The following is a 26579-nucleotide window of genomic DNA, read 5'->3' as shown; positions in this document are numbered from 1 at the left end:
CGCATCGCCTTTCCCGATCACGCGCGCCCGCACAAGGGGCGGCCTCACCGCATCGACGATCGTCAGACGAGCTGGAACTCCCCGGATACACCCTCAGCCTGTGCGGACGGCGCGATCCACAGGTGGAAGCGGCCCGGCTCGACCGTCGGCACGAGATCCTGGCCGATGAAGAGCAGGTCGTCGCGACGCAGCGTGAACGACACGACCTGCCGCTCGCCCGGCTTCAGCGCGACACGGCGAAACGCTTTGAGTTCGCGCACGGGGCGCGTCACGCTGGCCGCGAGATCGCGGATATAGAGCTGCACGACCTCTTCGGCGGCGCGCGTGCCGCCATTGGCGATCGTCGCGCGCACCGTCAGCGCGCCATCGGTCGACAGACGCGCAGCGCCGAGATCGAGCGACTCGTAGTCGATCGCACCATAGGTCAGGCCATGACCGAACGGGAACAGCGCGGCGTTGGCGAATTCGCGGTAGCGCGCCTTGTATTCGAGCAACGGGCCCGGCGGGTTGGGCCGCCCGGTGTTCTTGTGATCATAATGATAGGGCTCCTGCCCCGTGGCATGCGGGAAGGAAACGGGCAGCCGCGCCGACGGCCCGGTCTTGCCGAACACGATGTCGGCGATCGCCGGCCCGTCCTGCGACCCCAGAAACCAGGTGACCAGGATCGCCGGCGCCTTGAGCACCGCGTCGCTGAGCACCAGTGCACGGCCCGTACGCAGCAGCACGACGATCGGCGTGCCGGTCGCTGCCACCGCCTCGGCCAGCGCCATCTGCGCCGCGGGGATCACGATCGACGCCCGCGACTGCGCCTCGCCCGACATGCGCTGACTCTCGCCGACCGCCAGCAGGACGACATCGGCCGCGCGTGCGGCGGCCACAGCTGCGGCAATCCCGCCGGGGAGCGGATCGTCGATCCCCGACCCCGGCGTCACGCTGACCTGCGCCGGGTCGGCCACCGCTGCCCGGATACCGGTCGCCAGATCGACCGCTTCGGCGTCGGTGCCGTACACGTTCCACGGACCGATCAGGTCGTGCTGCCCGGCCGCGAACGGGCCGATCAGCGCGATCCGCCGTCCCTGTCGAGGCAGCGGCAGCAATGCGCCGTCATTCTTCAGCAGGACGATCGACCGCGCCCCCGCATCGCGGGCCAGCGCCAGCGTCTCGCGCGTCCGGATCCGCGTCTTCTCGCGACGCGGGTCGATCCGCCGGAACGGATCGTCGAACAGTCCGAGCGCGACCTTGAGCGCGAGGACGCGGCGGACCGCCTGGTCGAGCCGCGCCATCGGCACCTCGCCCGCCGCGACGAGCGCCGGCAGATGCGCCAAATAGAACCCGCTTTGCATGCTCATGTCGACGCCGGCCATGAAAGCGAGCTTGGTCGCTTCGCGCGCATCCGCTGCAAAACCGTGCGCGATCAATTCTTCGTCGCCGGTATAGTCGGATACGACCAGCCCGCCAAAGCCCCATTCGCGGCGTAGGATCTGCGTCAGCAGCCACGCATTCGCGGTCGCCGGGACGCCCGAAATCTCGTTGAACGCCGCCATCGTCGTCGCAGCGCCGGCGTCGAAGGCCGACTGGAACGGCGGAAAATACACCTCGCGGAGCGTACGCTCCGAAACGTCTACCGTGTTGTAGTCGAGCCCGGCTTCGCCCGCGCCATAGGCGGCGAAATGCTTGGCGCACGCCGCGACCGCGTCCGACGCCGCCAGTCCCCGCTCGCCTTGGAACCCGCGGACCCGCGCGGCCGCCATCATCCGGCCGAGCAGGACATCCTCGCCCGCCCCCTCGACACCACGCCCCCAGCGCGCGTCGCGCGCGACATCGACCATCGGCGCGAACGTCCAGTCGATCCCCGATGCCGCCGCCTCGGCCCCCGCGGCCCGGGCGGTACGCCGTGCAAGTTCGGGATCGAAGCTTGCCGCCTCTGCCAGCGGGACCGGAAACACGGTCCGCAGCCCGTGGATCACGTCGGCGGCGAACAGCAGCGGGATCTTCAACCGCGACTGGCGCATCGCAGCGGTCTGCATCCGCTGTGCCATAACCGCGCCATTGCCGTTGAACACCCCGCCCAGACGCCCGGCGCGGACCTGCGCGAGCTGTTCGTCGAAACTCGACGACCCGCCCGCGGGGTTGAGCGCGGTCGCCGCCCCCCCCGCCCAGGCCGCCGCCATCAGCGTCAACTGCCCGGCCTTCTCGACGACGGTCATGCGCGCAAGCACGGCTTCGACCGATGCGGGCAGGGCACGCGGCTGTGCCGTCTGCTGCAGCAGCGCGCGCGCGGGGCTCGCCGCCCAGGCGGTCACCGCCCCGGCCCCCATGATCATCGCCCGTCGTGAAATCGTCCGTTGTGCCATCGTCGCCGCCGTCATCCGCTAACCCTTTGTCCGTGCCTGTTTCGACCGCCCGGCTCCACCGGGCTGATGATCGTTGCAAGGTTCTTGATCCCCGTTTCTGGATCATGTAACCGGTTACATCAAGAATAACATTTCCAGCCGCGAACGACGGCCGACGCCAGAGGGGATCCTGACCAGCCATGTCGCACGCCACGATCCGTGATATTGCCCGCGAGGCGGCGGTGTCGGTGGCGACCGTGTCGCGCGCGATGAACGGGCTTGCCAGCGTCCGCCCCGAATTGCGCAAGCATATCGAGGAGGTCGCATCGCGGCTTGGCTATGTCCCGCATGCCGCGGCGCGACACCTGAGCTCGGCCCGCTCGGGGATGATCGGCGTGGTGATCCCCGATCTTCACGGCGAATTCTTCTCCGAACTGCTGCGCGGCATGGACCGCGAGGCGTCGGAGCGCGGGCTGTACCTGATGCTGATGAGGATGCACGGCGACGCGGCGCGCGGTGTGGCGGCGCTGAACGCGATGCGCGGTCGGGTCGACGGGCTGCTGGTGATGGCCCCTCAGGTCGCGGCGGACGAGCTGCTCGCGCACCTGCCGCGCGACATGCCCGCGGTGCTGCTGAACTGTGCGCCGGGACAGCCCGGCCGCGCCGAACTGCGCATCGACAACGCCGCCGGCGCCGCCGCGATCGTCGAGCATCTGATCGCGACGGGTCGTCGCCGGCTGGTCCATATCACCGGCCCCGAGGGGAATATCGATGCCGAGGAACGCTGTCGCGGCGCGCGCGACGCCTGTGCGCGTGCAGGCATTACGCTGCGCATCCTGCCGGGTGACTTCAACGAACCCTCGGGCATCGCCGCCGCCGCGACCCTTCTCGACGAGGGGTGCGACGCCGACGCGATCTTTGCCGCGAACGACATGATGGCGATCGGCGCGATGATGACGCTGAAACGGGCCGGGATTGCCGTTCCGGAGCAGATTGCGATCGCCGGTTTCGACGACATCCCGCTCGCCCGGCTCATCACGCCGTCGCTGACCACCGCAAGCATCGACATCGCGGCCTTCGGTGCGCGCGGCGTCGCACGGCTGGCAGGCGCGATTGCCGGGCAGGACGATGGCCTGCCCGAGCAGCGCATCCCGGTCGTCGTCATACGCGAATCGACCGGCCAGCCCGACCCGGCACGACCCAACGCATTTCTATCCACAATCCACAACGAGACACCCGATCAATCGGGAACAGGGGAACGACCATGACCAAGATGATGTTGCGTGCGGCAGCGCTTTCGCTGACGGCGCTGTCCGGCGGGGTGCTGTTCGCCCCCGCGCCGGCAGCCGCCCAGGTCGGCCAGGCGTCGTTACGCGGCACGATCACCGCGCCGGCGGACAATCCGGTCGTCGAGGTCACCGCGGTCGAGGTCGCGACCGGCCTGCGTCGCACGGTGCCCGCCGACGCCGCTGGCGGCTACAACTTCGCGTCGCTGCGCGCAGGCACCTATCGCCTCGAGATCAAGCAGCGCACCGGTACGCGCAATTCCGACAGCTTCACGCTGCGCGTCGGGCAGAGCGCCGGGCTTGACCTCGACCTGTCGAGCGCCGCGACGCCCCCCGCCGCTCAGCCGACAACGCCCGGTGCCGAACCTGATCCGACGGCGGACACCGGGGCGACCCCGGCTGCCGGCGGCACGGGCGACGAGATCGTCGTCACTGGCAACCGGATCCGCTCGCTGTCGGGCGGCCAGGTCGGCAGCAACATCACGCAGCGCCTGATCGAGCAACTGCCGCAGAACAACCGCAACTTCCTCGCCTTCGCCGATCTCGCACCGGGCGTCCGCTTCATCGAGGACGCCAGCGGCGCGTCGCGCATCCAGGGCGGCGGCCAGGACAGCCGCACTGTCAACGTCTTCGTCGATGGCGTCAGCCAGAAGGATTACGTTCTCAAGAACGGCATCACCGGCCAGGATTCGTCGCCCGGCAATCCCTTCCCGCAGCTCGGCATCGGCGAGTATCAGGTGCTGTCATCGAACTACAAGGCGGAGTTCGACCAGGTCAGCTCGGTCGCGATCACCGCGGTGACCAAGTCGGGCACGAACGAATTCCACGGCGAGGGTTTCTTCGACTACACCAATCAGAAGCTGCGCGACCGTCGCCCGAGCGAGATTTTCCCGACCACGATTCCGAAGGTGGACACGAGCAACAAGCAGTTCGGCGCGGCCCTGGGCGGCCCGATCATCAAGGACAAGGCGCACTTCTTCTTCACCTATGAAGGCAAGCGCATCACCAGCCCGTACGACGTGCGACCCGAGAACGGCTATCCGGTCGCGTCGATCCCCGAACAATATCGGGACGATTTCGGTACCTTCGCGCAGCGGTTCAAGGAAGACCTGTACTTCGGCAAGATCGATATCGTGCCGACCGACAATGATCTGATCGAGCTGTCGGGCAAATATCGCAACGAATCCGGGCTGCAGAACGCGACGGGCATCAACGCCGCGAGCACGTCGACGCTGAACAAGGTCGTCGACAAGCGCGGCCTGCTGCGCTGGCAGCATACGGGAAATACTTGGATCAACGACGCGCGCGTCTCGTATGAGGATGTGGTCTTCTCGCCGACGCCCGCGACCGACGGCATCACGCAGTTTTTCCAGGCGACGCAGCGGATCGGCAGCGGCACGCAGCGCACCGACCTGCTTCGCGCCGGCGCCGGCGGCAATTTCCAGACCAAGGGGCAGAAGGGCTGGACCGTCCAGGACGATTTCACGTTCACCGGCCTACAGGGGCACACGATCAAGGTCGGCGCCAAGGCGAAATGGGTGAAGCTCAACACGCGCGAGCAGAACCTGACCAACCCGCAATATACCTATGACGTCAACGCGATCCCCGGCGTCGCCTTCAACGACACGCTGCCCTACCAGCTTCAGTTCGGTGCCGCCGTCGCGGCGGGCAATCCCAACGTCCGGTCGAACAATTTCCAGATTGGTTTCTACGCGCAGGATGATTGGGACGTCACCGACCACCTGACGCTCAATCTCGGCCTGCGCTGGGATTATGAGCGGACGCCGGCCTATCTCGATTATGCCACCTCGGCAGAGAATGTCGCTGCGGTGTCACCCGCCAATTACGGCAACCTCATTGGCGCCGACTATGACATCAACGACTATATCTCGACCGGCAACAACCGGAAGGCGTTCAAGGGTGCGTGGCAGCCGCGGCTGGGCTTCACTTATCGCTTCGACGAAGCCGGACGCTTCTCGATGTTCGGGGGCTATGGCCGCTCCTATGATCGCAACCAGTTCGACTTCCTCCAGCAGGAGGTCAGTCAGGGCGCGTACCAGGTCCGCACGTTCAACTTCATCGGCAACGATTCACTTAACCCCTGCGTGCCCAGCCAGACCTGTATCGCATGGAATCCGGTCTATCTGACCGAGGCCGGACGTCAGCAGCTGGCGACCTCGGCGAGCGGCGGCGGCCGCGCGATCGTCATGATGAACAACGACCTGAAGCTGCCCTATTCGGACCAGTTCAGCCTTGGTCTGCGCGGCCGCTTCTCGCCGGTCGAACTCGAGCTCGGCTTCACGCATATCGAGAGCAATGACGGGTTCGCGTTCCTGCTCGGCAACCGGCGCCCGGACGGGAGCTTCTTCTTCAACGATCCGGCCAACCCGACCGACGTGCCGCAGTCGCCGTTCTCCTTCTCGCCGAACGGCTTCGGGTCGATCATTCTCGGCACCAATGGCCTGAAGACCAATTCCGATGCGGTCTATTTCAAGCTGACCAAGACCTATTCGGCGGCCTCGCCGTGGAGCATCGACGCGACCTACACCTACACGCAGGCCGAAGAGAACCGCCAGTTCGGCGAAACCTATTCGCTCGATTTCGCCCAGCTCTCCGATTATCCGACCTTGCGCTCGTCGGGCGTGCCGCGTCACCGGTTCGTCATCGCGGGCAGCGTCGATACGCCGATCGGTGTGACGATCTCGACCAAGTTCCAGATCGAATCGCCGATCTATCTCAAGGCGTTCATCGACAATTCGGATCCGTTCTCGCGAACGCTGGTCGGGCGCGAGGCCGATGGCCTTGGCGATCTCTGGGGTCGCCGACAGCTCGATTTCGCGTTCACGAAATATGTCCCGCTCGGCTTCATCTCCGATCAGACCAGGATCCGCATGCGGCTCGATATCCTGAACGTGATGAACGACCGCAATTACGTCGATTTCAACAACAGCCCGCTCGATCCGAATTACGGTCGGCGGTCGACCTACAGCACGGGCGGCAACGCACCGCGCACGGTCAAACTGTCGGCGGGTTTCTCCTTCTGACCTGCCCCCGGGGGACGTGGCCCAGCCACGCCCCCGCTTTTTTTTGAAGACCAGACCCGAAGGACATCATGATCGATCGCAGGCAGATGCTGGGCCACAGCACGCTCGGCCTGGCGGGACTCATGGCCGGCTGCGCCGCGCCGTTCCGCCCCAGTACGCCCCTCCCCAGCGCGGCCCTCCCCGGCCCCGAGACCATCGCTACGCCGATGCCGAGCGCGTTGCTCGCGGACCTCCATCACCGCAGCTTCCGCTATTTCTGGGACACGACCGATCCCGTCACGGGGCTTGCACCCGATCGCTGGCCGACACCGTCCTTCGCGTCGATCGCCGCGGTCGGCTTCGCGCTGACCGCCTATCCGATCGGAGTCGAGAATGGCTGGATCACGCGCGACCAGGCGCGCGCGCGGACCCTGGCCACGCTCGAATTCTTCGCAGCCGCCCCGCAGGGCGACAGCCGCAGCGACGACAGCGGCTTCAAGGGCCTGTTCTACCATTTCCTCGGCAGGACCAAGGGTCACCGCTTCGCACGCGCCGAACTGTCGACGATCGACACGGCGCTGCTGATCGGCGGCGTGCTGTTCGCCCAGAGCTGGTTCGATACCGAACATCCGGGCGACGTCCGGATCCGTGCGCTGGCGGACCAGCTCTATGCCGCGATCGACTGGACTTGGATCACCCCGCGTGCGCCGTTCATGGCGATGGGCTGGCACCCCGAAAGCGGTTTCATCCCGCATGACTGGAACATCTACAACGAAGGCCTGCTGCTCTATATCCTCGCGCTCGGCTCGCCAACGCACGCGCTACCGGCACAGAGCTGGGATGCGTGGACGAGCCGGTTCGACGCGCAGTGGGGCGACCGCTGGGGCGGCGAGCCGCACGTCCAGTTTCCCGCACTGTTCATCCATCAGTACAGCCATTGCTGGATCGACTTCCGCGGCATTCGCGACCGCTACATGACGGCGAAGGGCATCGATTATTTCGAGAACAGCCGCCGCGCGGTCCGCGCGCAGCGCGCCTATGCGATCGCCAACCCCGAAGGCTGGGTAGGCTATGGCCCCGACGTCTGGGGGCTCACCGCGTGTGACGGCCCCGGCGATTTCGCCATCGACATCGGTGGCCGCCGCCGCGAATTCTTCAGCTATGCGGCCCGCGGGGTCGGCGACCGGGACGACGGGACGCTGGCCCCGACCGCGGCAGCGGCATCGATCGCGTTCGAACCCGAATTGTCGAGCCGTGCGATTGCGACGATGCACGCCCGCTACGGCGCCCGCATCTACGGCAAATACGGCTTTCTCGATTCGTTCAACCCGACGCTGACGGCCACGTCGGTGCCGCTCAAGCATGGCAGCGTCGATCCCGCTGCGGGCTGGGTGGACGACGATTATCTGGGCATCGACCAGGGCGCGATCGTCGTCATGATGGAGAATTGGCGCACCGGCCTCGTCTGGACGACCATGCGCCGCAATCCGCATATCCGCCGCGGGTTGCAGCGCGCGGGGTTTACCGGGGGCTGGCTGACCTGATCGCCGCACCGGGCGATGACGCGATAACAGGTGCGCACGGCCGGCTCGGGCGCGATAGGATGACGCATGCATCGCCCCAGGACCACCATCCGCCAGCTCAGCTATTTCGTCGCGCTTGCCGAAAACGGCAGCTTCACCCGCGCGGCCGAACGGATGGGCGTGTCGCAGCCGTCGCTCTCGCAACAGATCCGCGCGCTCGAGACGATTCTCGGTGCGCCGCTCTTTGAGCGCGGCGGGCCTGCGATCCCGACGCCGCTCGGCCGCGAGCTTCTCGAGCGCGCGCGTCGGATCCTGTTCGACCTTGCGGACCTGGAGGAAGTGCGCGTCGCTTCAGCGGACGCGCTGGTCGGGACGATCCGGCTGGGCGTATCGCCGACGCTCGGCGCCTATCTGCTACCGACCTTCGTCGCGCGTCTGCACCGTGACCATCCGACGCTGCGCATCCATGTCCGCGAAGGCCTGCCCTCCGCGCTGACCGCGGGACTCGCGGCGGGTGACCACGACCTGATCCTCGCACAGCTGCCGGTCGCCGGGCGCGGATTCCACACCGAGCGTCTGTTCCGTGAGGCGCTGTATCTGGCGATGGCGGCGGACCATCCGCTGGCCCCCAAGGCTGGAATCGAGATGGCCGATCTGCGCGGCCAGAACCTGCTGACGCTCGTCGCGGACTATCGCCTCGCGCAACAGGTCGCCGCGATCGCCGGCGAAGTCGGCGCGGTCGTGCTCAATGATTATGAGGGCACCAGTCTCGACGCGATCCGGCAGATGGCCGGGATGGGCATGGGGCTGGCATTGCTGCCCGAACTCTATGTCCGCCAGGAAGTGCGTGACGGTGGCGACGTCATCGTGCGGCCGTTCAGCCATGGCCGACAATATCGCGAGATCGGACTGCTGTGGCGCATCGGCGCAGGCCGTGCTCCCGCCTATCACCTGATCGCCGACCTGTTGCGCGCGGTTGGCCCATAGGTTTATCCTATCGATGATATAGCCGCCCCGTAGTTGTTTCAATAACACTGTGCGGCAATTCTGATTGCGGACTCGAGCAGTTGGATGACGCAGGTGGCAGGCAAACGAATCGGATGGCGTGAAGCGCGCGGCTGGCTGGGCGAGATCGTCGGACCCGATACGCCCTATCTCCGCCTCGCAATGGTGTACGGCGTCGCGATCAGCCTGTTGTCGCTCGCCACGCCGATCTCGGTGCAGCTGCTGATCAACAGCGTCGCCAACACCGCGCTGCCCGCACCGTTATGGACGCTGGCCGGGCTGCTGCTCGTGCTGCTGCTGTTCGTGGCCGGGCTCAGCGCGATGCGCTTCTGGGTCATGGCGCTGTTCGAACGGCGCTTTTTCGCGCGCGTCGTCGCCGAAATCACCGAACGCGCCGTCCACGCGCAGAACCCCTTCTTCGCCGATCAGAATCGCGGCGACCTGTTCAACCGCTATTTCGATCTCGTCGTGGTGCAGAAGGCGGTGCCGAGCCTGGTGATCGGGGCGTTCACGATCATCCTCCAGTCCGCGGTCGGTCTGGTCGTCACGAGTTTCTACCACCCCTTCTTCCTCGCGTTCAACGCCCTGCTGATCCTGCTGGTGCTCGCGATCTGGACGATCTGGTCGCGCGGATCGATCCGGTCCGCGGTCGCGCTCAGCCACGCCAAGCACGACGCGGCCCGCTGGCTCGAAAGCCTGGGCGGATCGAACGGTTTCTACAAATCGAGCCGCCATCTCGATTTCGCGATGGATCGGTCCGAAGCCGTCACTGCCACCTATGTCGACCGCCACGAACGCTATTTCCGCTACAGCTTCGCGCAGACCGTCGCCTTCCTGCTGCTCTATGCCTTTGCCAGCGCGGCGCTGCTTGCGCTTGGCGGCAATCTGATCCTGCGCGGCGAACTGTCGATCGGACAGCTGGTCGCGGCCGAGCTGATTCTGAGCGGCGTGTTCTACGGCGTGTCGCAGCTCGGCTGGTATCTCGACACGCTCTACGACCTGATCGCGAGCGCTGAGGAATTGTCGCTGCTGTTCGCGATTCCCCAGGAACAGGCCGCCGCCACCGCGGGACAGGCGCCCGGCGATGGTGCCGTCCGGCTCGAGGCGGTCGAAGTCGAGGGTGCGCGCTTCGACTTCTCGCTGGCGGCGGGCGAACAGCTCGTCACGTTGGCGGATGGCGGGGCGGAACGGCTGCTGGCGATGGTGCTGAAGCGCCACATCGTGCCCGAGCGCGGGCTGGTCACGGTCGGTGGCGCCGACATGGCGACGTTCGACATGTATCTGTTGCGATCCGCGGTGATGGTGCTCGACCGGCCGACCATCGTCGAGGTCACGATCCGCGAATATCTGTCGCTTGCCGCGGCGGCGGGATCGGACCCGGGCGGGATGCTCGAAGTCCTCGACGCCGTGGGCCTGCGCGAGCGGGTTGCACAGTTCCCGCACGGGCTCGACACCCCGCTAGCCGCGTCGGGCTATCCGCTGGCGATCGGCGAGGTCGTCGCGCTCAAGCTTGCCAGTGCGCTGCTCGTCCGACCACGCGTGCTGATGCTCTCGCAGCTGTGCGACCTGATCCCCGCGGAGCGGCTGGCGGACGTGCTGCGCCGGCTGAAGGCGGCCGGGACGACCACCCTGCTGTGTACCGGCCGGCCCGAAGACATCGTCCTCGATGGCTGGTTCCGGCTCGAACCGCATCGCCAGCGACGCTTCGCCACCCATGCCGCGCTGATCGCCGACGCGCATACGGAGTCGAACGATGCCGTATAGTCCCGATCGCGTCGCACATTTCCCGACACTGGCGAAGATGCGCGCGCCGCGCAGCGCGGTGACGGTCGCGTGGCTGCTGTTTATCGGCATCGCGGTCGCGATCGCGATCATGGCGCTGGTCCCCTGGGTGCAGACCGCCAACGGCACCGGCCAGGTCGTCGCGCTCGATCCCGACGATCGCCAGCAGCAGGTGACGGCGTTCGTGCCCGGCCGCGTCGAACGCTGGTACGTGCATGACGGACAGCATGTCGAACGCGGCGACCCGATCGCGCGCGTCGTCGATCTCGACCCCGATCTGCTGTCGCGTCTGCGCGCCGAGCGCGCGCAGGTCGAGGCGGAGATCGCCGCGGTCCAGCAAAGCCGCGCGGTCGCCGGCATCGACGTGTCGCGTACTGCGCAGCTCTTCGCCGAGGGGCTGGCGGCACGGCGCGATTATGAGCAGACCCAGATCAAGGTCGCCGATGCAGGCGCCAAGCTGGCCGAGGCGCGCGCCAAGCTCAACCGGATCGACATCCAGCTCAATCGCCAGTCCGCGCAGATGGTCCGCGCACCGCGCGACGGTCGCGTCCAGCAGCTCAACGCCACGACCGGCGGATCGATGGTGTCGCCCGGCACGGTGCTCGCGGTGATCGCCCCCGAGCGCGTCGAGCGTGCGGTCGAACTGTTCGTCGACGGTCGGGACGTGCCCGTGCTGCGTCCCGGCCGACCGGTCCGCCTCGAATTCGAGGGCTGGCCCGCGATCCAGTTCAGCGGCTGGCCGTCGGTTGCACAGGGCATGTTCGACGGCCGCGTCCGCACGATCGATCCCAATGCCGCCCCCGACGGGCTGTTCCGCATCCTGGTCGAGCCCCAGCCCGGCAAGCCCGCCTGGCCCGCGCGCGAATTCGTCCGCCCCGGCGGCAAGGTGCGCGGCTGGGTGCAGGGCGAGACGGTGCTGGTCGGCTATGAACTCTGGCGCCAGCTCAACGACTTTCCGCTCGAATTCGGCCGGCGTCCGGCCGCGGCAGCCTATGGCGCGGCAAAGGGCGAGGCCAAGGGCATGGACGCGAAGGCCTCCGACGAGGAGGGCGGCAAGAAGTGACCCGGTTCTTCGCCGCACTGCTGATGCTGCTGTCCCCGGTGGCAGCGATCGCGCAAGCCGCCCCACTGACACTCGACGAGGTGCTGCGTGCCTCCGCGCGGTCCGCCCCGCAGATCGTCGAGGCACTCGCGCGCGTCCGCCAGGCGGAGGGGCGATCGCTGTCGGCGGACGGCGCGTTCGACACGGTGTTCGACGTCGACGGCAAGTCGCGCGTCGCGGGCTATTATGACGGCACCGTCGTCGAAAGCCGCGTGACGAGGCCGCTGACGACCAATGGCGGCTATGTCTATGGTGGCTACCGCGCGTCGCGGGGCACTTTTCCTGTCTATGAGGATCAGGCCTATACCAACCGGCTGGGCGAGGCGAAGGTCGGCGCCCTGTTCGCCTTGTTGCGCGACCGCGTGGTCGACGAACGCCGGACGCGGCGCAGCGTCGCCGGCGCGGACATCGACGTCGCACGGTTCGAAGCGCAGATGGTCGCGATCGGCGTCCAGCGCCGCGCGGTCGACGCCTATCAGGCCTGGGTCGCCGCGGGGTTGCGCCTGCGTGCCTATCGCGACCTGCTCGACCTTGCGGAGCGGCGGCGCGGCGCGATCGGGCGGCTGGTGACGCTGGGTGCACGACCCGAGATCCTGTTGACCGAAAACGACCAGAACCTTGTCCGCCGGCGCGCGCTCGTCGTGCGCGCCGAACAGGATATCGCCACCGCCGCCAACACGCTGTCGCTCTATCTGCGCGACGATGCGGGAGCACCGCTGCTCGTATCATCCGATCGGCTGCCCGCGGACACGAGCGCGCTTGCCGGCGTCGCACCGACTGGATCGAGCGCGGCAGCGATCGCGCGGCCGGATTACAGGGCGATCCTGACCCGGATCGACCAGTCGACGGCGCGGCTGATGCTGGCGGAAAACGATCTGTCGCCCCGGCTCGATCTGCGCGGTGAAGTCGGCAAGGATGTCGGCCCGGTCGGTCTGGGCGGACCGAACCGCACGCCGCTCGAAGCGGCGGTCGGCTTCCGCTTCAGCGTCCCGCTTCAGAATCGCGCCGCTAAGGGACGCGTGGCCGAAGCCCGCGCCGAGATCGACGCACTGGCACAGCGCAGCCGCTTCCTGCGCGACCAGATCGCAATCGAGGTCGAGGGGATCGTCATCGCGGTCGGCGCGACCGAACGGCTTGCCGGGATCGCGGAGGAGGAACGCAGCCTGGCCGACCGGCTCGCGGTCGCCGAACGCCGCCGCTTCGAGCTGGGATCGGGGGACTTCTTTCTCGTCAACCAGCGCGAGGAGACCGCGACCGATGCGCGCGTCCGCCTGATCGACGCGCAGGCCCGCATCGCCTCCGCGCGCGCCGAACTCGCCGCCGCGACGGCCGACCGTGTCGCACTGGGGCTGGACCGCTAGGCCAGCCCCGCCCTGCTCAATAGGCGAGCGCGCACCCATCGGCGCGCATCTCGCTCGCCGCGGCATAAACGCGGGTGTCGCCGTCCATCCGGTGCTCGACGCATTCGTAGCGCCCGAAGCCGCCATCGGGATCGCCGATCGTCCACCCCATGTCGGCCAGCCGCTTGCGCGTCGCGACCGGCACGCCGGTTTCGAGCCGGAGCAGCCCGGTGGGTCCGAGCCCGGGCGTATCTTCGCCCATCGATTGCGACGATCCCTCGTGATGCCAGCGTGGCGAATCCCCTGCCGACTGGATTTCGAGCCCATAGTCGACGCGGTTGACGATGATCTGCGTCTGCCCCTGCGGCTGCATGTCGCCGCCCATCACCCCGAAGCTCATCCACGGCGCGCCCTTGCGCGTCGCGAAGCCCGGGATGATCGTCTGGAACGGCCGCTTGCCCGGCGCATAGATGTTGGGGTGACCGTCCTTCAGGTTGAACAGCTGCCCGCGATCCTGGAACATGAAGCCGAGGCCATCGGCGACGAGGCCCGATCCCATCCCGCGGAAGTTGGACTGGATCATCGACACCATCATGCCGTCCTTGTCCGCGCAGCTGAAATAGGTGGTGTCGCCGTGGCTCGGGGCTTGGCCCGGATAGACCGGGGTCAGCAACCGGTCGGGCCGGATCAGCTTGGCGCGCTGTGCGGCATAGTCCTTGGAGATCAGCCACTCGACCGGCACCTTGGCGAAGTGCGGATCGGCATAATAGCGCGCGCGGTCCTCATAGGCGAGGCGCTTGGCCTCGGCCTGCAAGTGGATCGACAGCGCGGACTGGAAGCCTGCGCCCTTCAGGTCGAACCGCTCGAGGATGTTGAGCATCTGGAGCGTCGCCAGCCCCTGCGTGTTTGCTCCAAGCGCGTGGACGGTGGTGCCGCGATAGTCGGTGGTGCTGGGCGCGATCCATTCCGAATGGTGCGCGGCGAGGTCCGCTGCCGACAGCCATCCGCCGATCCGCTTGAAATAGCGTTCGATCTTCTGCGCGATGTCGCCCTGGTAGAAGGCATCGCGCCCGCCGCTCGCGATCGCGCGATAGGTGCGCGCAAGATCGGGATTGCGGAACACGCCGCCCGCCGCGGGGCCCTTGCCGTCCGCCAGCCCGTAGGTGCGTAGCGCGTTGGCGGACTCCTCCAGCCCGTTCCCCGGACGGCGGAACGCGGTGAGGCTACGGCGGATATAATAAGCGATGATGTCGGGCACCGGCGCGCCCGCTTCAGCCAGCGCGATCGCGGGTTGGAACAGCGCCGCCCAGGGCAGCTTTCCGTAGCGCTGGTGCATCGTCCACCACGCGTCGACCGTCCCCGGCACCGACACGCTGAGCGCGCCGAGCGGCGGCAATGCGCCGTTCCTGGCGCGCGACCGCACCGTTTCCAGGCTCAGGCCGCGCGGCGATTTGCCCGAGCCCGCGAGGCCGACCACCGCCTTGGCCTTGGGATCCCAGATCATCGCATAGGCATCCCCGCCGATCCCGCTCGACGTCGGCTCGAGGAAGCCGAGACACGCGTTGATCGCGATCGCCGCATCGACCGCCGACCCACCCGACCGCAGGATGTCGATCCCCGCCTGCGTCGCGAGCGGGTGCGCGGTCCCCGCCGCGCCGTTGAGGCCATAGACCGCTGTGCGCGACGCGAAGCTCGCGCCGATCGGCCGGTCGCCGGCATGGACGTCGGGGCGCAGGAAGCGCTCCTCGCCAGGCGCCCAGAATGTAGGATTGGTATCCGTCGCGGGTGCTGCCCCCTGCCCCGGGCCGGGCGCAGGGTCGCTGCTGGCTTTACCGCGCTGCGCAGAAGCGAGTGTCGGAAGCAGCGCAGTCGCGGGCAGCGATGCGATGAAGGTGCGACGATGCATTGGCGAACTCCCAGAACTTGGCAAGGTTGTTGCCCGCAGGGGCGATCGGCGCAAGTGGCTGAAATCGGCGGTGCCTCGACGGATCAGCGCCGGCGTCTGGCCGCGACGACCTGAAGCAGCACCGCCGCCGCGGACAAGGCCGCGCCTAGCCCCGTGACCGCGACCCAACCGTCCATGTGCCATGCCCAGGTCGCGCCGGCAGATCCCGCCGCGCCGCCGAGGAACATCGCCCCCATGAAGATCGTGTTGAGCCGGGCGCGGGCCTCGGGCCGCAGCGCGTAAACCACATGCTGGTTGGAGACGAGCGCACTCTGCACGCCAAAATCGAGCAGGATGACGCCGACCACCAGTCCGGCAATCGAACTCCACAGCGCAAAGACTGCCCAGCTTGCCAGCGTCAGCACGGCCCCGAGCAGGATCACCAGCCTGGGACCGCGGCGGTCGGCGATGCGCCCGGCGACCGGCGCGGCAAGCACGCCGACTGCACCGACCACCCCGAACAGACCCGCGATATCCGCCCCCAAACCGAAACGCGGACTCTGCAGATGGAGTGCGAGAATCGTCCAGAACACGCTGAACGCGCCGAACAGCAGCGCCTGCGTGATGGCCGCCTTGCGCAGCGCGCCGAACTCCCGCCAGAGACCGCCGAGCGACCGCAACAGCCCTGCATAATCGAGATCCGCGGTCGAGACGCTGCGCGGCAGCCGCATCGCCATCACCACCCCCGCGCCGAGCGCCATCGGCACGCCTAGCCAGAACATCGCTCGCCACCCGGCATGCGTCGCGACGAAACCCGCCAGCGTCCGGCTGAGCAGGATGCCGCACAACAGCCCCGCCATGACCGTCCCGACCGTTGCACCGCGTCGTTCCGGGCTTGCGAGATGCGCGGCAAACGGCACGACCTGTTGCGCGACGGTCGACAATATCCCGACGAGCAGCGACGCGGCGATCAGCATCGCCGCGCTCGGTGCGATCGCCGCGAGGATCAGGGCCGCGGCCAGCCCCAGGAACTGCACGACGATCAGACGCCGGCGTTCGACCAGGTCGCCGAGCGGTACCAGAAGGAACAGTCCCGCGGCATAGCCAAGCTGGGTCGCGGTCGGCACCAGGCTGGTCGCGGCCCCGGGCAGGTCGCGCTCGATGATCCCCAGCATGGGCTGGTTGTAATAGATATTGGCGACGGCAACGCCGGCCGCGGCGGCCATCACGAACGTCAGCCCCCGACCGAGATGGTGTCCGCCCGGCGGGTGTGGCATCGACGCATCCGGCTCCAAGGGGCCACGGTCGTCCGCAATACTCGTCATACCAAATTCCTCTGCGACCGCGTGCCCGCTATGTGGACCATGGTGCAATGCCCGATAAGAGCGCGTCAGTGGCGAAGATGGGCTCGCGATCAGCGGCGCATCAATGCGGTGCGGAAGGTAATCGCGAACCGGGTCCGCCCCGGCCGCGACGCGAGCACCACCCGCGTCGCGTGCGCCTCCGCAACCTGCGCGACGATCGCCAGCCCCAACCCGCTGCTGGCGGATGCGGCACGATCGCGTTTCCAGAAACGGCGAAAGATCGACGGCTGATCCGCCTCGGGGATGCCGGGGCCGTCGTCGCAGACCGCCAGCGTGCCGTCTGTCCCGATCGTCACGTCGATCCGACGGCCAGGCCCGCTATGCTTGACCGCATTCTCGATCAGGCAGCCCAGCGCCTTGGCGATCCAGGCCGCATGGCCGGCGACCATCACGCTGTCCGCCCCCGTCGACAGCGCGATCGACTTGCCCTGGCGGATCGCCAGCGGCGCGATCGAGGCCACGCCGTCGGTCGCGATCGCGACGAGATCGACCGATGCCGCGGTATCCAGCGCGACGGTTTCGAGCTCGGCGATCTCCAGCACCTGCTCGACGATGCGGCCGAGCGTGTCGAGATCGCTGCGCAGCGTCGACCGCAACGTAGCATCCTCGACCTCCTCGACACGAAGCCTCGCCACCGCGATCGGCGTGCGCAGCTCGTGCGCCGCATCGGCGATGAAGTCGCGCTGCATGCGGTAGCTCGACGTCAGACGCTCCAGCAGCGCATTGACCGCGCGCGCGAGTGGACGCACTTCGGCCGGAAGCCGGTCGTCATGCAGACGCAGATCGAGCGGCAGCGCATCGTCCGTCCGCAGCGATGCGGAGGCTTGCCGTACCGGCGCGACCGCACGCCGGATGATCAGCACGTCGATCGCCAGCAGCAGCAGCAGGACCGGCGTCACGATCGCCAGGCCGTAGAGCAGGAACTGCGCGAGCAGGTCGTCGAGAATATAGTCCGGGTGAGTCAGGTTCTGCAGGACAATGATCCAGACACGCGCGCTCCCGACGCGCACCGGACTGCTGGCGCCGGCATAGAAGGCATGCCGCGACTGCCGGCGGAAGAAGCGCTCCTCGTGGCTCAGGGGGATGGCAGCGAGCGGCACCAGGATCGGCGAGTCCGACCGGAACAGGACCGCACCGCGCGGATCGACGATGCGGAATGCAAAGCCCGCCCCCGGCGCGAACACTGCGGCGCTGGTCCGGTCCTGCGTCAGGTGCAACCGGCCGCGCGCGTCCTGCGACAGCGCCTGGCGCAGGGCCTGGGTATGGACGTGGACCGTCTGATGCTGGATCCGCGCCGCCGTCGTGTCGAGAAACAGATAGACCCCGCCGGCCACCGCGACGGCGGTGATCAGCACCGCGATCGCATGCCAGCGCAGGATCTGCGCCATCAATGATCGTGGCGGCCGCGTCACGCGTCCCGCTCCAGCATCATGTAACCGACCCCTCGGACCGTGACGATGTCCGCGGTCGCCTGCGACTCCGCCAGACGACGCCGCAGCCGGTGGACATAGACCTCGACTGCATTCGACCCGAGATCGTCGGCCAGCCCGAACAGCAATTGTTCGAGATGCTGCTTGGTCACCACCCGGCTCGCGCGGCGGATCAGCCCGGCGAGCACCTCCAGTTCGCGCGCGGACAAAACGGTCGGCCGGCCGGCAACGGAGACCTCGCGCGTTGCCGGATCGAACCGGACGTTGCCGCACTCGATCGTCCGGTCGACGATCGTGCCGCTGCGCCGGAGCAGCGCCTGGATGCGGGCGAGCAGTTCCTCGGGCGCGAACGGCTTGGCGAGATAGTCGTCGGCCCCCGCCTCGAGCCCGGTCACCCGGTGTGCGACGCTTGCCCGCGCCGTCAGCGCGATGACCGGCGTGGGATCGTCGCGGTCACGCAATTCGCGCACGACCGACAGGCCATCGCCGTCCGGCAGCCCGAGATCGAGGATGACCGCGGCATAGCGCGTATAGGACAGGATCAGCCGTGCATCGGCGGCCGTCGCGGTCGCGTCCGCGGCATAGCCCGCCTCGCCGAGCAGCCGGATCAGCATCGTGACCAGATCGGCATGATCCTCGACGATCAGGATCCGCATCGACGCTCCCCGGTCGGGCTGCCCGGATCGCACCGCCCGCGCCCATCGCCGCCTGTAAGGCTGGCGTAAGCCGGACGGGATAGGCCGACCGATCCTCGATCCCGATCGATGTCGCGCGATGCGCCGTCAGCAAAAATCAGAGTGTCTCCATGTCCGATATCCTTGGCCCGTTCGAACGGCTTGCAGCGACCCGCGCCGCGGTGTCCCGCGACCGTGCGGCGCCTGACCAGCCGCGCCGGGTCGCCCTGTTCTCGGGCAACTACAACTATCTGCGCGACGGCGCCAACCAGGCGCTCAACCGCCTCGTCGGGTATCTCGAGCGCGACGGCGTCGACGTTCGGGTCTATTCACCGACATCGCCCCGCCCCGCCTTTGCCCCCACGGGCACATTGGTGTCGGTCCCGTCGGTCAGCATTCCAGGTCGCGGCGAGTATCGGCTGGGGCTCGGATTGCCGGCGAGCGTGCGGCGCGATGTCGAACGCTTCCGCCCCGACATCGTCCACCTGTCCGCCCCCGACTGGACCGGCGTTGCCGCGCAGCGGCTGGCGCGGACGATGGGCGTCCCGGTCGTCGCCAGCTTGCACACGCGGTTCGAGACCTATGCGCAATTCTATGGTGCGGGATTGATCCGGCCAATGATGGAACGGCATCTCGACCGGTTCTACACCGGCAGCGACGCGATCCTCGTGCCCACCCCTCCCATCGCCGCCGAGTTTTCCGCCAAGGGGCTTGGCGAGCGGACACGTCTCTGGGGTCGCGGGGTCGATCGCGATGCCTTCTCTCCGCGCCACCGCGACCTGGCCTGGCGCCGGCACATGGGCATCGCCGACACCGACATCGTCCTGCTCTTCTTCGGCCGGCTGGTCCGCGAGAAGGGACCGGCGCTGTTCGCCGACATCGTCGACGCGGTTCGCAAGGGTACCGAAGAATCGTGCGGAACTGCCGCCACGATCCGGGCGGTGGTCGTCGGCGACGGGCCCGAACGGGACTGGCTAACGCAGCGCCTGCCGGACGCGATCCTCCTCGGCAGCCTGTCGGGCGACAGGCTGGCCCGCGCGGTCGCCAGCGCGGATATTTTCGTCAATCCGAGCATTTCCGAAGCCTTTGGCAACGTAACGTTGGAAGCGATGGCATCGGGATTGCCGAGCGTGTGCGTCGACATCCCCAGCGGACGCAACCTGCTGCGCAAGGAAACGGGCATGTTCTTCGCCGCGAACGATCTCGATGCGGCGGTTGCCGCGGTTCGCCGTCTCGCACTGTTCTCGGATCTGCGCGCTTCGATGGGCCGGGCCGCACGCGCGGCAAGCGCGGCCTATGACTGGGACACAGCGTCGGCGATGGTCCTCGACGCCTATCATGCGCTGTTGGGGACGGACACTGTGTCGGCAACCGCCGATCCGGGTGCCGCGTCGGCACTCCGGCGGAACCGGTCGGCCGCGGGCTGAGCGTCGTGACAGAACAGTGCAGCGCCCGGACGCCGTCAGGGTGGCGACGTCTCCTGTCATCGTCGTCGGTGCGAACGGCAGCCGCTGCTGCCGCGATGCTCGCCGTCGTCGCGATCGCCCTGTCGGCACTCGCAAGCCTGCTAGACGGGGTCGACTGGACCGACATCCGCGACACGCTGACGCGGATCGGCGGGGTCCGGCTGCTGCTCGCCGCCGGGATCACCGCAACCAGCTACGGCGTGCTGACCGGCTATGACGTGATCGCGCTGCGGGTCATCGGGCGACGGGTTGCCTATCCCCGGGCGGCGCTCGCCTCGTTCACCAGCTATGTTTTCAGTCACAATTTCGGGTTCGCGCTGCTGACCGGTGGAACCGCGCGGTGGCGGATCTACCGGCCCGCAGGGCTGACGATCGGCGAAGTCGGCCATGTCATGGTGCTGACCGGCCTGACCTTCTGGTCCGGGGTGCTCCTGCTGCTGGGGATCGGGCTTGTCGCCAGTCCCGACAGGCTGGCGATTGCCGGCCTTGCGATGTCCTACCCGGTCCACGCCGCGATCGGCGCGGTGAGCCTTGCCCTGCTGGGCCTGGTGCTGATCCTGCTCCACCGGCGTGGCGGTCGGATGATCGTCGCGTTCGGCCGGTCGATCCCCGTGCCTCGCACGCGGCAGGCACTGATCCAGATGATGCTGGCGAGCATCGACCTCGTCCTTGCGGCGCTGGTGCTGGTCGTCCTGCTGCCCGGCGCGTCGCTTGCCCTGCTTCCCGGCCTGTTGCTCGGGTACCTGGTGGCGATCACGACGGGACTGATCACCCATGCCCCGGGTGGCGTGGGCGTGTTCGAAGCGGTGATGCTGGCGAGCCTCCCCGAGATCGACCGCGCGACGCTGTTCGCCGCCTTGCTCGCCTATCGGATGGTCTATTTCCTGATCCCGCTCGCCATCGGGATGGTGCTGTTCGCGCTTCATGAAGTCGACCTGCGGGCTCGCGTAAGGTCGGCGTAAGTCGGCGCGGCGATGAGCGCATGTCCTCATGCTCCAGCCACCGGAACCCGTCACCATGATCATCCGCGCGCGGCCCTGCGCCCCGTTCTCCCTCGCAGCGTTCTGCGCCCCCGCCCTCCTCGCCGCCAGCACCGGTGCAGCCGCGCAGACGCGATCGGCAGAGGCCCAGCCGGTGCCGGGCGCGACCGCGATCGCGGGGGCGACGTCCGCGGCGATCCCCGCCATCCCCGAACCGATGATCTTCGACATGGTGCGGCCACTCGGCGCGCGGCGCGGCGAGCTCGAGACCAACACGCTCGCCCAGGTCAATCTCAGCGGACCGTCGCGCCATGTCGAATGGGCGCCCGAGGTCGAATATGCGGTCGCCGACGGCTTTGCGGTCGAGCTCGAGCTGCCGTTCACCAATGGCCGGCTGACCGATCTCAAAATGGGGCTGCAGGGGACGTTCGGCACGTTTCGCGGCGGACGCAGCATCCACGGCGTCCAGTATCTCGGGCTTCACAATCGCCGCGACGGGGGCTGGTCGAGCAGCCTGGTCTATCTGCTCGGCAACCGCTTCGGCGAACGGTTGAGCACGATGACGATGATCGGCGCGGGCGACGTGACGCTCAGGAGCACGAAGGGCACCGGGCTGATCGTCAATCACTCGACATTCTGGGATGTCGATGACGGCACCGTGCTCGGGTTCGAGGTAAACCGGCAGACGGGGGCGAGCGGCTATTGGCTCCTGATGCCACAGCTGCACCGCGCGATCGGGCGGAAGGTCTCGGCGCAGATCGGTGCGGGCGCCGAACGGGCCGTGTCGGGTCCATTTCGACCGCGCATCGGCCTGCGCATCATTCGCGAATTCTGAGGTGCCAGCTGCCATGCAGGCCGGGCCCGCTGGTGCCGGCCCGCCCGACATGCCACACCCCTGACATATCAGAACAAGGGGTTATGAATGCGCGCCAGTGCCTGTTTGATCGCTCTCCTCCTCGTCACCGCGACCGCTTTACCCGGCGCGGTGGTCTCCGGCGCCAGCGCGCAGACGCCGGGCACACCCTATCACCGCGCGCCCGATGCGATCGCACGGGCGCTGGAGACACCCCCGACCCCAGGCGTCTCGGTCAGCCCCGACCACCGGACGCTCGCGATCCTCGGCCGCGAGAATCTCCCGTCGATCGCCAATCTGTCCAAACCGATCCTGCGGCTTGGTGGCTATCGCATCGATCCCGCGACCAATGGTCAGGCCGAGGTCCGCGTGCAGTGGTTGAACGCGCTGCAGTTCAAGGATCTGGCGAGCGGCAAGACCATTAATGTCGCGCTGCCTGCCGGACTGCGCTTTGCCGCACCTGACTGGTCGCCCGACGGCACCCGCCTCGCCTTCTATGCACAGCAGCCCGACGGTCTCTCGCTGTGGATCGCCGAGCGCGACGGCAGCGCGCGCATGGTGGCCAAGGGCTTGAACGGGACGTTCGGCACGCCGTTCACCTGGATGCCCGACAGCACGGCGCTGATCGCCTACACCGTCCCCGCGAACCGCGGCCCCGCCCCCGTCGCCGGCGACACGCCGACGGGGCCCGTCGTCCAGGAAAGCGCGGGCCGATCGTCGGCGGCGCGAACCTATGAGGATTTGCTCGGCGATGCGCAGGACGAGGCCCTGTTCGATCATTATTTCACGGGCCAGCTCGTCCGGATCGCGCTGTCGGGCGCCACCCGGCCGATCGGCGCACCCGGGCTCATCACCGAGTTCAGCGTCTCGCCCGACGGCCGGTATCTGCTGACCGAACGGCTCAAGCGGCCCTATTCCTATCTGCTGCCCGCGCGCTATTTCCCGACCGAGATCGCCGTCGCGACGATCGATGGCCAGCCGGTCCGGACGCTGGTCGATCGCCCGCTCGCCGACGATCTTCCGGTCGACTTCGACGCCACCGTCAAGGGTCCGCGCGAGGCGATGTGGCGATCCGACGCCCCCGCCACGCTCGTCTGGGCGGAGGCGCTCGACGGCGGCAATCCGCGTGCGAAGGTCGCCTTCCACGACGTGGTCAAGATGCAGGCGGCACCGTTCGAAGCGGCGCCGGTCGACCTGGCGATGACCCCGGCGCGCTATGCGACGACCTTCTGGGGCGATGACGGCTTCGCGATGGTCGTTGATCGCGAATGGCGGTCGCGGACCGAACACCGGCTTGCGGTCGCACCGGCGCGACCGGGCCAGCCGCGCACGCTGCTGACCCGCAATTATCAGGACCAATATGGCGACCCGGGTCGGCCGGTCGTCGAATCGAACGCCGCTGGCAAACCGGTGATGCGCTTCACCCCGGACCATAAGGCCGTCTACGTCACCGGCGACGGTGCGACCAAGGCGGGCGCCTTCCCCTTCCTCGCGACGCTGCCGTTTACAGGTGGCGAACAGACGCAGCTATGGTCCGCCAAGCCGCCTTTTTACGAAACCGTCGTCGCGATGCTCGACGATACCGGGCAGCGCATCCTCACGCGCCGCGAAAGCGCAAAGCTCGCCCCCAATTACGTCATGCGCAGCGTCAAGGGCGGCAGCGCCAAGCCGGTCACCGCGTTCGCCGATCCTGCCCCCGTGTTCGCGGGCGTGACGCAGCGCACGATCACCTATCCCCGCGCCGACGGGCTTGCACTGTCGGGGTCGCTCTACCTCCCCGCGGGCTATGACGCGAAGCGCAACGGGCCGCTGCCGACCTTGCTCTGGGCGTATCCCGCCGAATTCACCGATGCGAACGTCGCCGGGCAGACCGTCGACCAGGGCAATCGCTTCGTGCGCCCACGCGGCATCAGCCACCTGTTCCTGCTGACCCAGGGCTATGCGATCCTCGACAATCCGGCGATGCCGATCATCGGCGAAGGCGGCACGGAGGCGAACGACACCTACGTCAAGCAACTCCAGCAGAATGCGCAGGCGGCGGTCGATGCCGTCGTCAAGCTCGGGGTCGCCGACCGGACCCGCATAGCGGTCGGCGGGCACAGCTATGGGGCGTTCATGACCGCCAATCTGCTGGCGCATACCGATCTCTTCCGCGCAGGCATCGCCCGGTCGGGCGCGTATAACCGCACGCTGACGCCGTTCGGGTTCCAGGCGGAACAGCGGACCTATTGGCAGGCGACGCCGACCTATACCGAAATGAGCCCGTTCACTTATGCCGACCGGATCAAGGCGCCGATCCTGCTCATCCACGGCGGCGCGGACGACAATAGCGGCACCTTCCCGATCCAGTCCGAACGCATGTACGCTGCGCTCAAGGGCAATGGTGCGACCGTGCGCTACGTCGTCCTGCCGAACGAACCGCACGGCTATCGCGCGCTCGAGTCCACCGAAGAGACGCTGTGGCAGATGACGGACTGGCTGGACCGCTACGTGAAGCCGAAGCCGGCAACGGAGACGGCGGAGCGCCGGCCATGACCGGGTGTCGTGCCTTTCCACAGGCTTGCGCGACGGCCGGTCCCATCGCATCGGCACCCCATGTGTAATCGCGCGCGGTTCGAGGGCGAGCCCGAAACCCTGACCCAGGTCTTTGGCGCGGGCTGGCTGACGCCAAGGCCGATGGATAACCGGTTCAATCCGACCGAGCTTTACCCCAAGAGCCGCGCCTATGTGATCCGCGAGCAGGACGGGGCCCGCGGGCTCGATGTGATGCAGTGGGACGTGACCGCCGGGCAGGCGCCATGGCCGATGACCAACGTCCGCAACCTCGCGCTGCCGCAGTGGAAAGCGCTTGCCGCGAACCCCGAGAACCGGTGCCTGATCCCACTCACCGAATTCTGCGAATGGACGCCCGACCCCGTCGATCGCGGCGACGGGAAAAAGCCGATCAAGGGCGAGATGTGGTTCGACGTCATCGACCAGGACGTGTTCGCGATCGCCGGATTCTGGCGCCAGATCGGCGAGCAGCGGTATTTCGCGATGGTCACCTGCGACGCGAACGACCTGGTCGCGCCGATCCACCCCAAGGCGATGATCACCATCCTGCATCCGGACGATCACGCGCTCTGGCTCGCCGGTCGCTACGACGACGTCGTCGCACTGCAGCGCCCCTATCCGGCCAGCCGGATGACGGTGCGCGGCCCCGTCTTCCCGACCCGCACCGCCGCAACGCCGGGCCGCACCCTGCTATAAGAGTCGAACCACCCAGCGCGGCATCGGGCCGCGCGCCGACGCCAAGCGGCAATCACCCACAACCATGATCAGGCGGGCGGCGTACCGCCCGCCTGACCGATCGTCACTTGGGGGCGGACGGCGCGGCGGGCGCGACCGTGGTAGCGACAGGCGTCGCGGCGATCGGCGCACCCGGCGACGCCACCGTCGCGGCCGGGGACTTCATCGTCTGGCGGATGAACACGGTCTGGTTGATCTGCTCGAACGCCGTCTGATAGACCGACACGTCGTAGATCGGCTCTTCGTCCTGCGCCCCCGAGCCATAGACGGTCGATTTGACTTTCCCCATGACGAAGCTCAGCCGCACATGCGTCGTCGACGGGCTGGTCTGCTCGATAAAGGCCGAGACGATCGGCGTCTTCTTCGATTTACCGAAACCGGTCCACAGGCTGTACGACATCTTGCCCTTGGTCGAGGCGATACCGGTGATCAGCCCGGTGTCCTTGTCGGCGGCCTGGATACGATAGCCCGAATCCTGCAGCACCGACATGACGGCGCCGAAGACCTGGTCCTTGCTCGCCTCGATGTCCCGACCCTGCAGTTGCTGGAGTTCGAGCGACGACATGACCACCGGCTTTTTTGCATAGGCGACAGACGCGTCGAGGCACGCACCCGCCATGGCGAGCGCTACGAAAAGCTTCTTCATTGATATTCCCCCTTAGAACGAACTGCTGCGGCTTTGGAAATCGCTGACGACCTTGTTCGCGTCGAACTTGATCACGAGTGTCATGGCGCGCGACGACTGGCTCGACCGCGACTTCTTGTTGCTGAACCCCAGACCGCCCAGCCCCGCGGCGCCGCCGCCACCACCGCCGCCGAACAGGCCGATCGAAAACCCCGATGTCTTGTCGTAAGACACCGTGGCATGGCGGTCATAGACCCACATTTCCTGTCCGGAACCATCGATAGTGGTAATGTTCGGCCCGCCAAACGCCTCGATGATCTGTGCCTGCGTCGTGGTGCCGACCTTCAGGTTCATCTGCACCATGCCGTGCGTCAGCGTGTTCGGATCATCCTTCGCCGAAGCCCCTGCTGGAACCGTCGCCGCAAATGCCGCAGCCAGAATGATTGCTCGAATCATAGATCCCCCCGTAATATCTCGCGCTTATCACTGTTGTTTGTGCGCGAGAAGGTGGAGCCGGAGGCAATAGATCGATATCTGATGTATTGTGACGAAGCGAAGTATTAGAATAGCCAGATCTAGTCGGAGATCGTGCCGTCAGCGAAGGCGCGGCGGCCGCCGCT

The 26579-nt window shown here is 67.6% G+C and carries 19 protein-coding genes; 12 read left to right on the top strand and 7 right to left on the bottom strand.

Translation table 11 applies throughout. The features are described from left to right. Positions 1 to 62: 62 nt before the first annotated feature. Entirely contained in the window at positions 63 to 2369 is a 2307-nt protein-coding gene (locus C8J24_RS08710; protein ID WP_420894099.1) for a glycoside hydrolase family 3 N-terminal domain-containing protein, read from the bottom strand. A gap of 164 nt (positions 2370 to 2533) precedes the next feature. Between C8J24_RS08710 and C8J24_RS08705 the strand changes: the two genes are divergently transcribed. The 7 genes from C8J24_RS08705 (at position 2534) to C8J24_RS08675 (ending at position 13415) form a co-directional block, all read left to right on the top strand. Beyond that, positions 2534 to 3601, top strand: coding sequence for a LacI family DNA-binding transcriptional regulator (locus C8J24_RS08705; protein WP_107931789.1), 1068 nt, complete (start codon positions 2534 to 2536; stop codon positions 3599 to 3601). Then, positions 3598 to 6663, top strand: coding sequence for a TonB-dependent receptor (locus C8J24_RS08700; RefSeq protein ID WP_244180582.1), 3066 nt, complete (start codon positions 3598 to 3600; stop codon positions 6661 to 6663). The genes C8J24_RS08705 and C8J24_RS08700 overlap by 4 nt, the downstream gene beginning before the upstream one ends. Positions 6664 to 6731: 68 nt before the next feature. After that, entirely contained in the window at positions 6732 to 8186 is a 1455-nt protein-coding gene (locus C8J24_RS08695) for a glucoamylase family protein (RefSeq protein WP_107931787.1), read from the top strand. A gap of 66 nt (positions 8187 to 8252) precedes the next feature. Continuing rightward, positions 8253 to 9152 (top strand): hydrogen peroxide-inducible genes activator, encoded by a 900-nt coding sequence (locus tag C8J24_RS08690; protein ID WP_031394538.1) that lies wholly within the window; start codon positions 8253 to 8255, stop codon positions 9150 to 9152. A 93-nt stretch (positions 9153 to 9245) separates the two neighbouring features. Continuing rightward, a complete protein-coding gene (locus C8J24_RS08685) occupies positions 9246 to 10934 on the top strand; it encodes an ABC transporter ATP-binding protein (RefSeq protein WP_167396736.1) in 1689 nt (562 codons plus the stop codon). After that, positions 10924 to 12015: an efflux RND transporter periplasmic adaptor subunit gene (locus tag C8J24_RS08680; protein WP_031440246.1), complete on the top strand. Its 1092-nt coding sequence runs from the start codon at positions 10924 to 10926 to the stop codon at positions 12013 to 12015. Before C8J24_RS08685 ends, C8J24_RS08680 begins: the two co-directional genes overlap by 11 nt. Further along, positions 12012 to 13415 carry a TolC family protein gene (locus C8J24_RS08675; RefSeq protein WP_107931783.1) on the top strand — a complete coding sequence of 468 codons (1404 nt, stop codon included), beginning with the start codon at positions 12012 to 12014 and terminating at the stop codon, positions 13413 to 13415. Before C8J24_RS08680 ends, C8J24_RS08675 begins: the two co-directional genes overlap by 4 nt. A 16-nt stretch (positions 13416 to 13431) precedes the next feature. Here the strand turns inward: C8J24_RS08675 and C8J24_RS08670 are convergent, their stop codons facing one another. The 4 genes from C8J24_RS08670 to C8J24_RS08655 form a co-directional block, all read right to left on the bottom strand. After that, positions 13432 to 15300: a gamma-glutamyltransferase family protein gene (locus C8J24_RS08670; RefSeq protein WP_107931781.1), complete on the bottom strand. Its 1869-nt coding sequence runs from the start codon at positions 15298 to 15300 to the stop codon at positions 13432 to 13434. An 83-nt stretch (positions 15301 to 15383) separates the two neighbouring features. Next, positions 15384 to 16556 (bottom strand): MFS transporter, encoded by a 1173-nt coding sequence (locus tag C8J24_RS08665; protein WP_107932721.1) that lies wholly within the window; start codon positions 16554 to 16556, stop codon positions 15384 to 15386. A gap of 137 nt (positions 16557 to 16693) precedes the next feature. Further along, positions 16694 to 18031: a sensor histidine kinase gene (locus C8J24_RS08660; protein WP_107931779.1), complete on the bottom strand. Its 1338-nt coding sequence runs from the start codon at positions 18029 to 18031 to the stop codon at positions 16694 to 16696. A 20-nt stretch (positions 18032 to 18051) separates the two neighbouring features. After that, positions 18052 to 18729, bottom strand: a complete 678-nt coding sequence (locus C8J24_RS08655) for a response regulator transcription factor (protein ID WP_107931777.1) — start codon at positions 18727 to 18729, stop codon at positions 18052 to 18054. Between the two features lie 149 nt (positions 18730 to 18878). On the opposite strand from C8J24_RS08655, the gene C8J24_RS08650 reads away from it, so the two are divergent. The 5 genes from C8J24_RS08650 to C8J24_RS08630 all read left to right on the top strand — a co-directional run bounded on the left by C8J24_RS08650 (position 18879) and on the right by C8J24_RS08630 (position 25295). Then, positions 18879 to 20174: a glycosyltransferase family 4 protein gene (locus C8J24_RS08650; protein WP_107931775.1), complete on the top strand. Its 1296-nt coding sequence runs from the start codon at positions 18879 to 18881 to the stop codon at positions 20172 to 20174. Positions 20175 to 20242: 68 nt separating this feature from the next. Continuing rightward, the gene (locus tag C8J24_RS08645) at positions 20243 to 21175 is read left to right on the top strand and encodes a lysylphosphatidylglycerol synthase domain-containing protein (protein ID WP_146163668.1); all 933 of its coding nucleotides are present in this window, start codon (positions 20243 to 20245) and stop codon (positions 21173 to 21175) included. 28 nt (positions 21176 to 21203) lie between these two features. Next, entirely contained in the window at positions 21204 to 22028 is an 825-nt protein-coding gene (locus C8J24_RS08640; RefSeq protein ID WP_244180581.1) for a hypothetical protein, read from the top strand. 87 nt (positions 22029 to 22115) lie between these two features. Continuing rightward, positions 22116 to 24581 (top strand): S9 family peptidase, encoded by a 2466-nt coding sequence (locus tag C8J24_RS08635; protein WP_107931770.1) that lies wholly within the window; start codon positions 22116 to 22118, stop codon positions 24579 to 24581. Positions 24582 to 24641: 60 nt separating this feature from the next. Beyond that, on the top strand, positions 24642 to 25295 hold the full coding sequence (locus C8J24_RS08630; RefSeq protein WP_107931768.1) for an SOS response-associated peptidase family protein: 654 nt from the start codon (positions 24642 to 24644) through the stop codon (positions 25293 to 25295). Positions 25296 to 25398: 103 nt separating this feature from the next. On the opposite strand, the gene C8J24_RS08625 is transcribed toward C8J24_RS08630, so the two are convergent. After that, positions 25399 to 25980: a hypothetical protein gene (locus tag C8J24_RS08625; protein ID WP_244180580.1), complete on the bottom strand. Its 582-nt coding sequence runs from the start codon at positions 25978 to 25980 to the stop codon at positions 25399 to 25401. Between the two features lie 12 nt (positions 25981 to 25992). Continuing rightward, positions 25993 to 26415, bottom strand: coding sequence for a hypothetical protein (locus C8J24_RS08620; protein WP_244180579.1), 423 nt, complete (start codon positions 26413 to 26415; stop codon positions 25993 to 25995). Between the last annotated feature and the right edge of the window lie 164 nt (positions 26416 to 26579).

This window comes from Sphingomonas aerolata (assembly GCF_003046295.1).
Taxonomy (GTDB): Bacteria; Pseudomonadota; Alphaproteobacteria; order Sphingomonadales; family Sphingomonadaceae; genus Sphingomonas; species Sphingomonas aerolata.
The sequence above is the reverse complement of the archived record's forward strand: the minus strand, read 5'-3'. Positions and strand labels throughout refer to the sequence as shown.

Coding starts and splice junctions, on each gene's coding strand:
- C8J24_RS08635 (WP_107931770.1), top strand. CDS start 22,116: ATGCGCGCCAGTGCCTGTTTGATCGCTCTCCTCCTCGTCACCGCGACC.
- C8J24_RS08690 (WP_031394538.1), top strand. CDS start 8,253: ATGCATCGCCCCAGGACCACCATCCGCCAGCTCAGCTATTTCGTCGCG.
- C8J24_RS08700 (WP_244180582.1), top strand. CDS start 3,598: ATGACCAAGATGATGTTGCGTGCGGCAGCGCTTTCGCTGACGGCGCTG.
- C8J24_RS08640 (WP_244180581.1), top strand. CDS start 21,204: ATGCTCCAGCCACCGGAACCCGTCACCATGATCATCCGCGCGCGGCCC.
- C8J24_RS08630 (WP_107931768.1), top strand. CDS start 24,642: ATGTGTAATCGCGCGCGGTTCGAGGGCGAGCCCGAAACCCTGACCCAG.
- C8J24_RS08710 (WP_420894099.1), bottom strand. CDS start 2,369: ATGACGGCGGCGACGATGGCACAACGGACGATTTCACGACGGGCGATG.
- C8J24_RS08660 (WP_107931779.1), bottom strand. CDS start 18,031: ATGGCGCAGATCCTGCGCTGGCATGCGATCGCGGTGCTGATCACCGCC.
- C8J24_RS08680 (WP_031440246.1), top strand. CDS start 10,924: ATGCCGTATAGTCCCGATCGCGTCGCACATTTCCCGACACTGGCGAAG.
- C8J24_RS08650 (WP_107931775.1), top strand. CDS start 18,879: ATGTCCGATATCCTTGGCCCGTTCGAACGGCTTGCAGCGACCCGCGCC.
- C8J24_RS08620 (WP_244180579.1), bottom strand. CDS start 26,415: ATGATTCGAGCAATCATTCTGGCTGCGGCATTTGCGGCGACGGTTCCA.
- C8J24_RS08705 (WP_107931789.1), top strand. CDS start 2,534: ATGTCGCACGCCACGATCCGTGATATTGCCCGCGAGGCGGCGGTGTCG.
- C8J24_RS08670 (WP_107931781.1), bottom strand. CDS start 15,300: ATGCATCGTCGCACCTTCATCGCATCGCTGCCCGCGACTGCGCTGCTT.
- C8J24_RS08655 (WP_107931777.1), bottom strand. CDS start 18,729: ATGCGGATCCTGATCGTCGAGGATCATGCCGATCTGGTCACGATGCTG.
- C8J24_RS08665 (WP_107932721.1), bottom strand. CDS start 16,556: ATGCCACACCCGCCGGGCGGACACCATCTCGGTCGGGGGCTGACGTTC.
- C8J24_RS08695 (WP_107931787.1), top strand. CDS start 6,732: ATGATCGATCGCAGGCAGATGCTGGGCCACAGCACGCTCGGCCTGGCG.
- C8J24_RS08625 (WP_244180580.1), bottom strand. CDS start 25,980: ATGAAGAAGCTTTTCGTAGCGCTCGCCATGGCGGGTGCGTGCCTCGAC.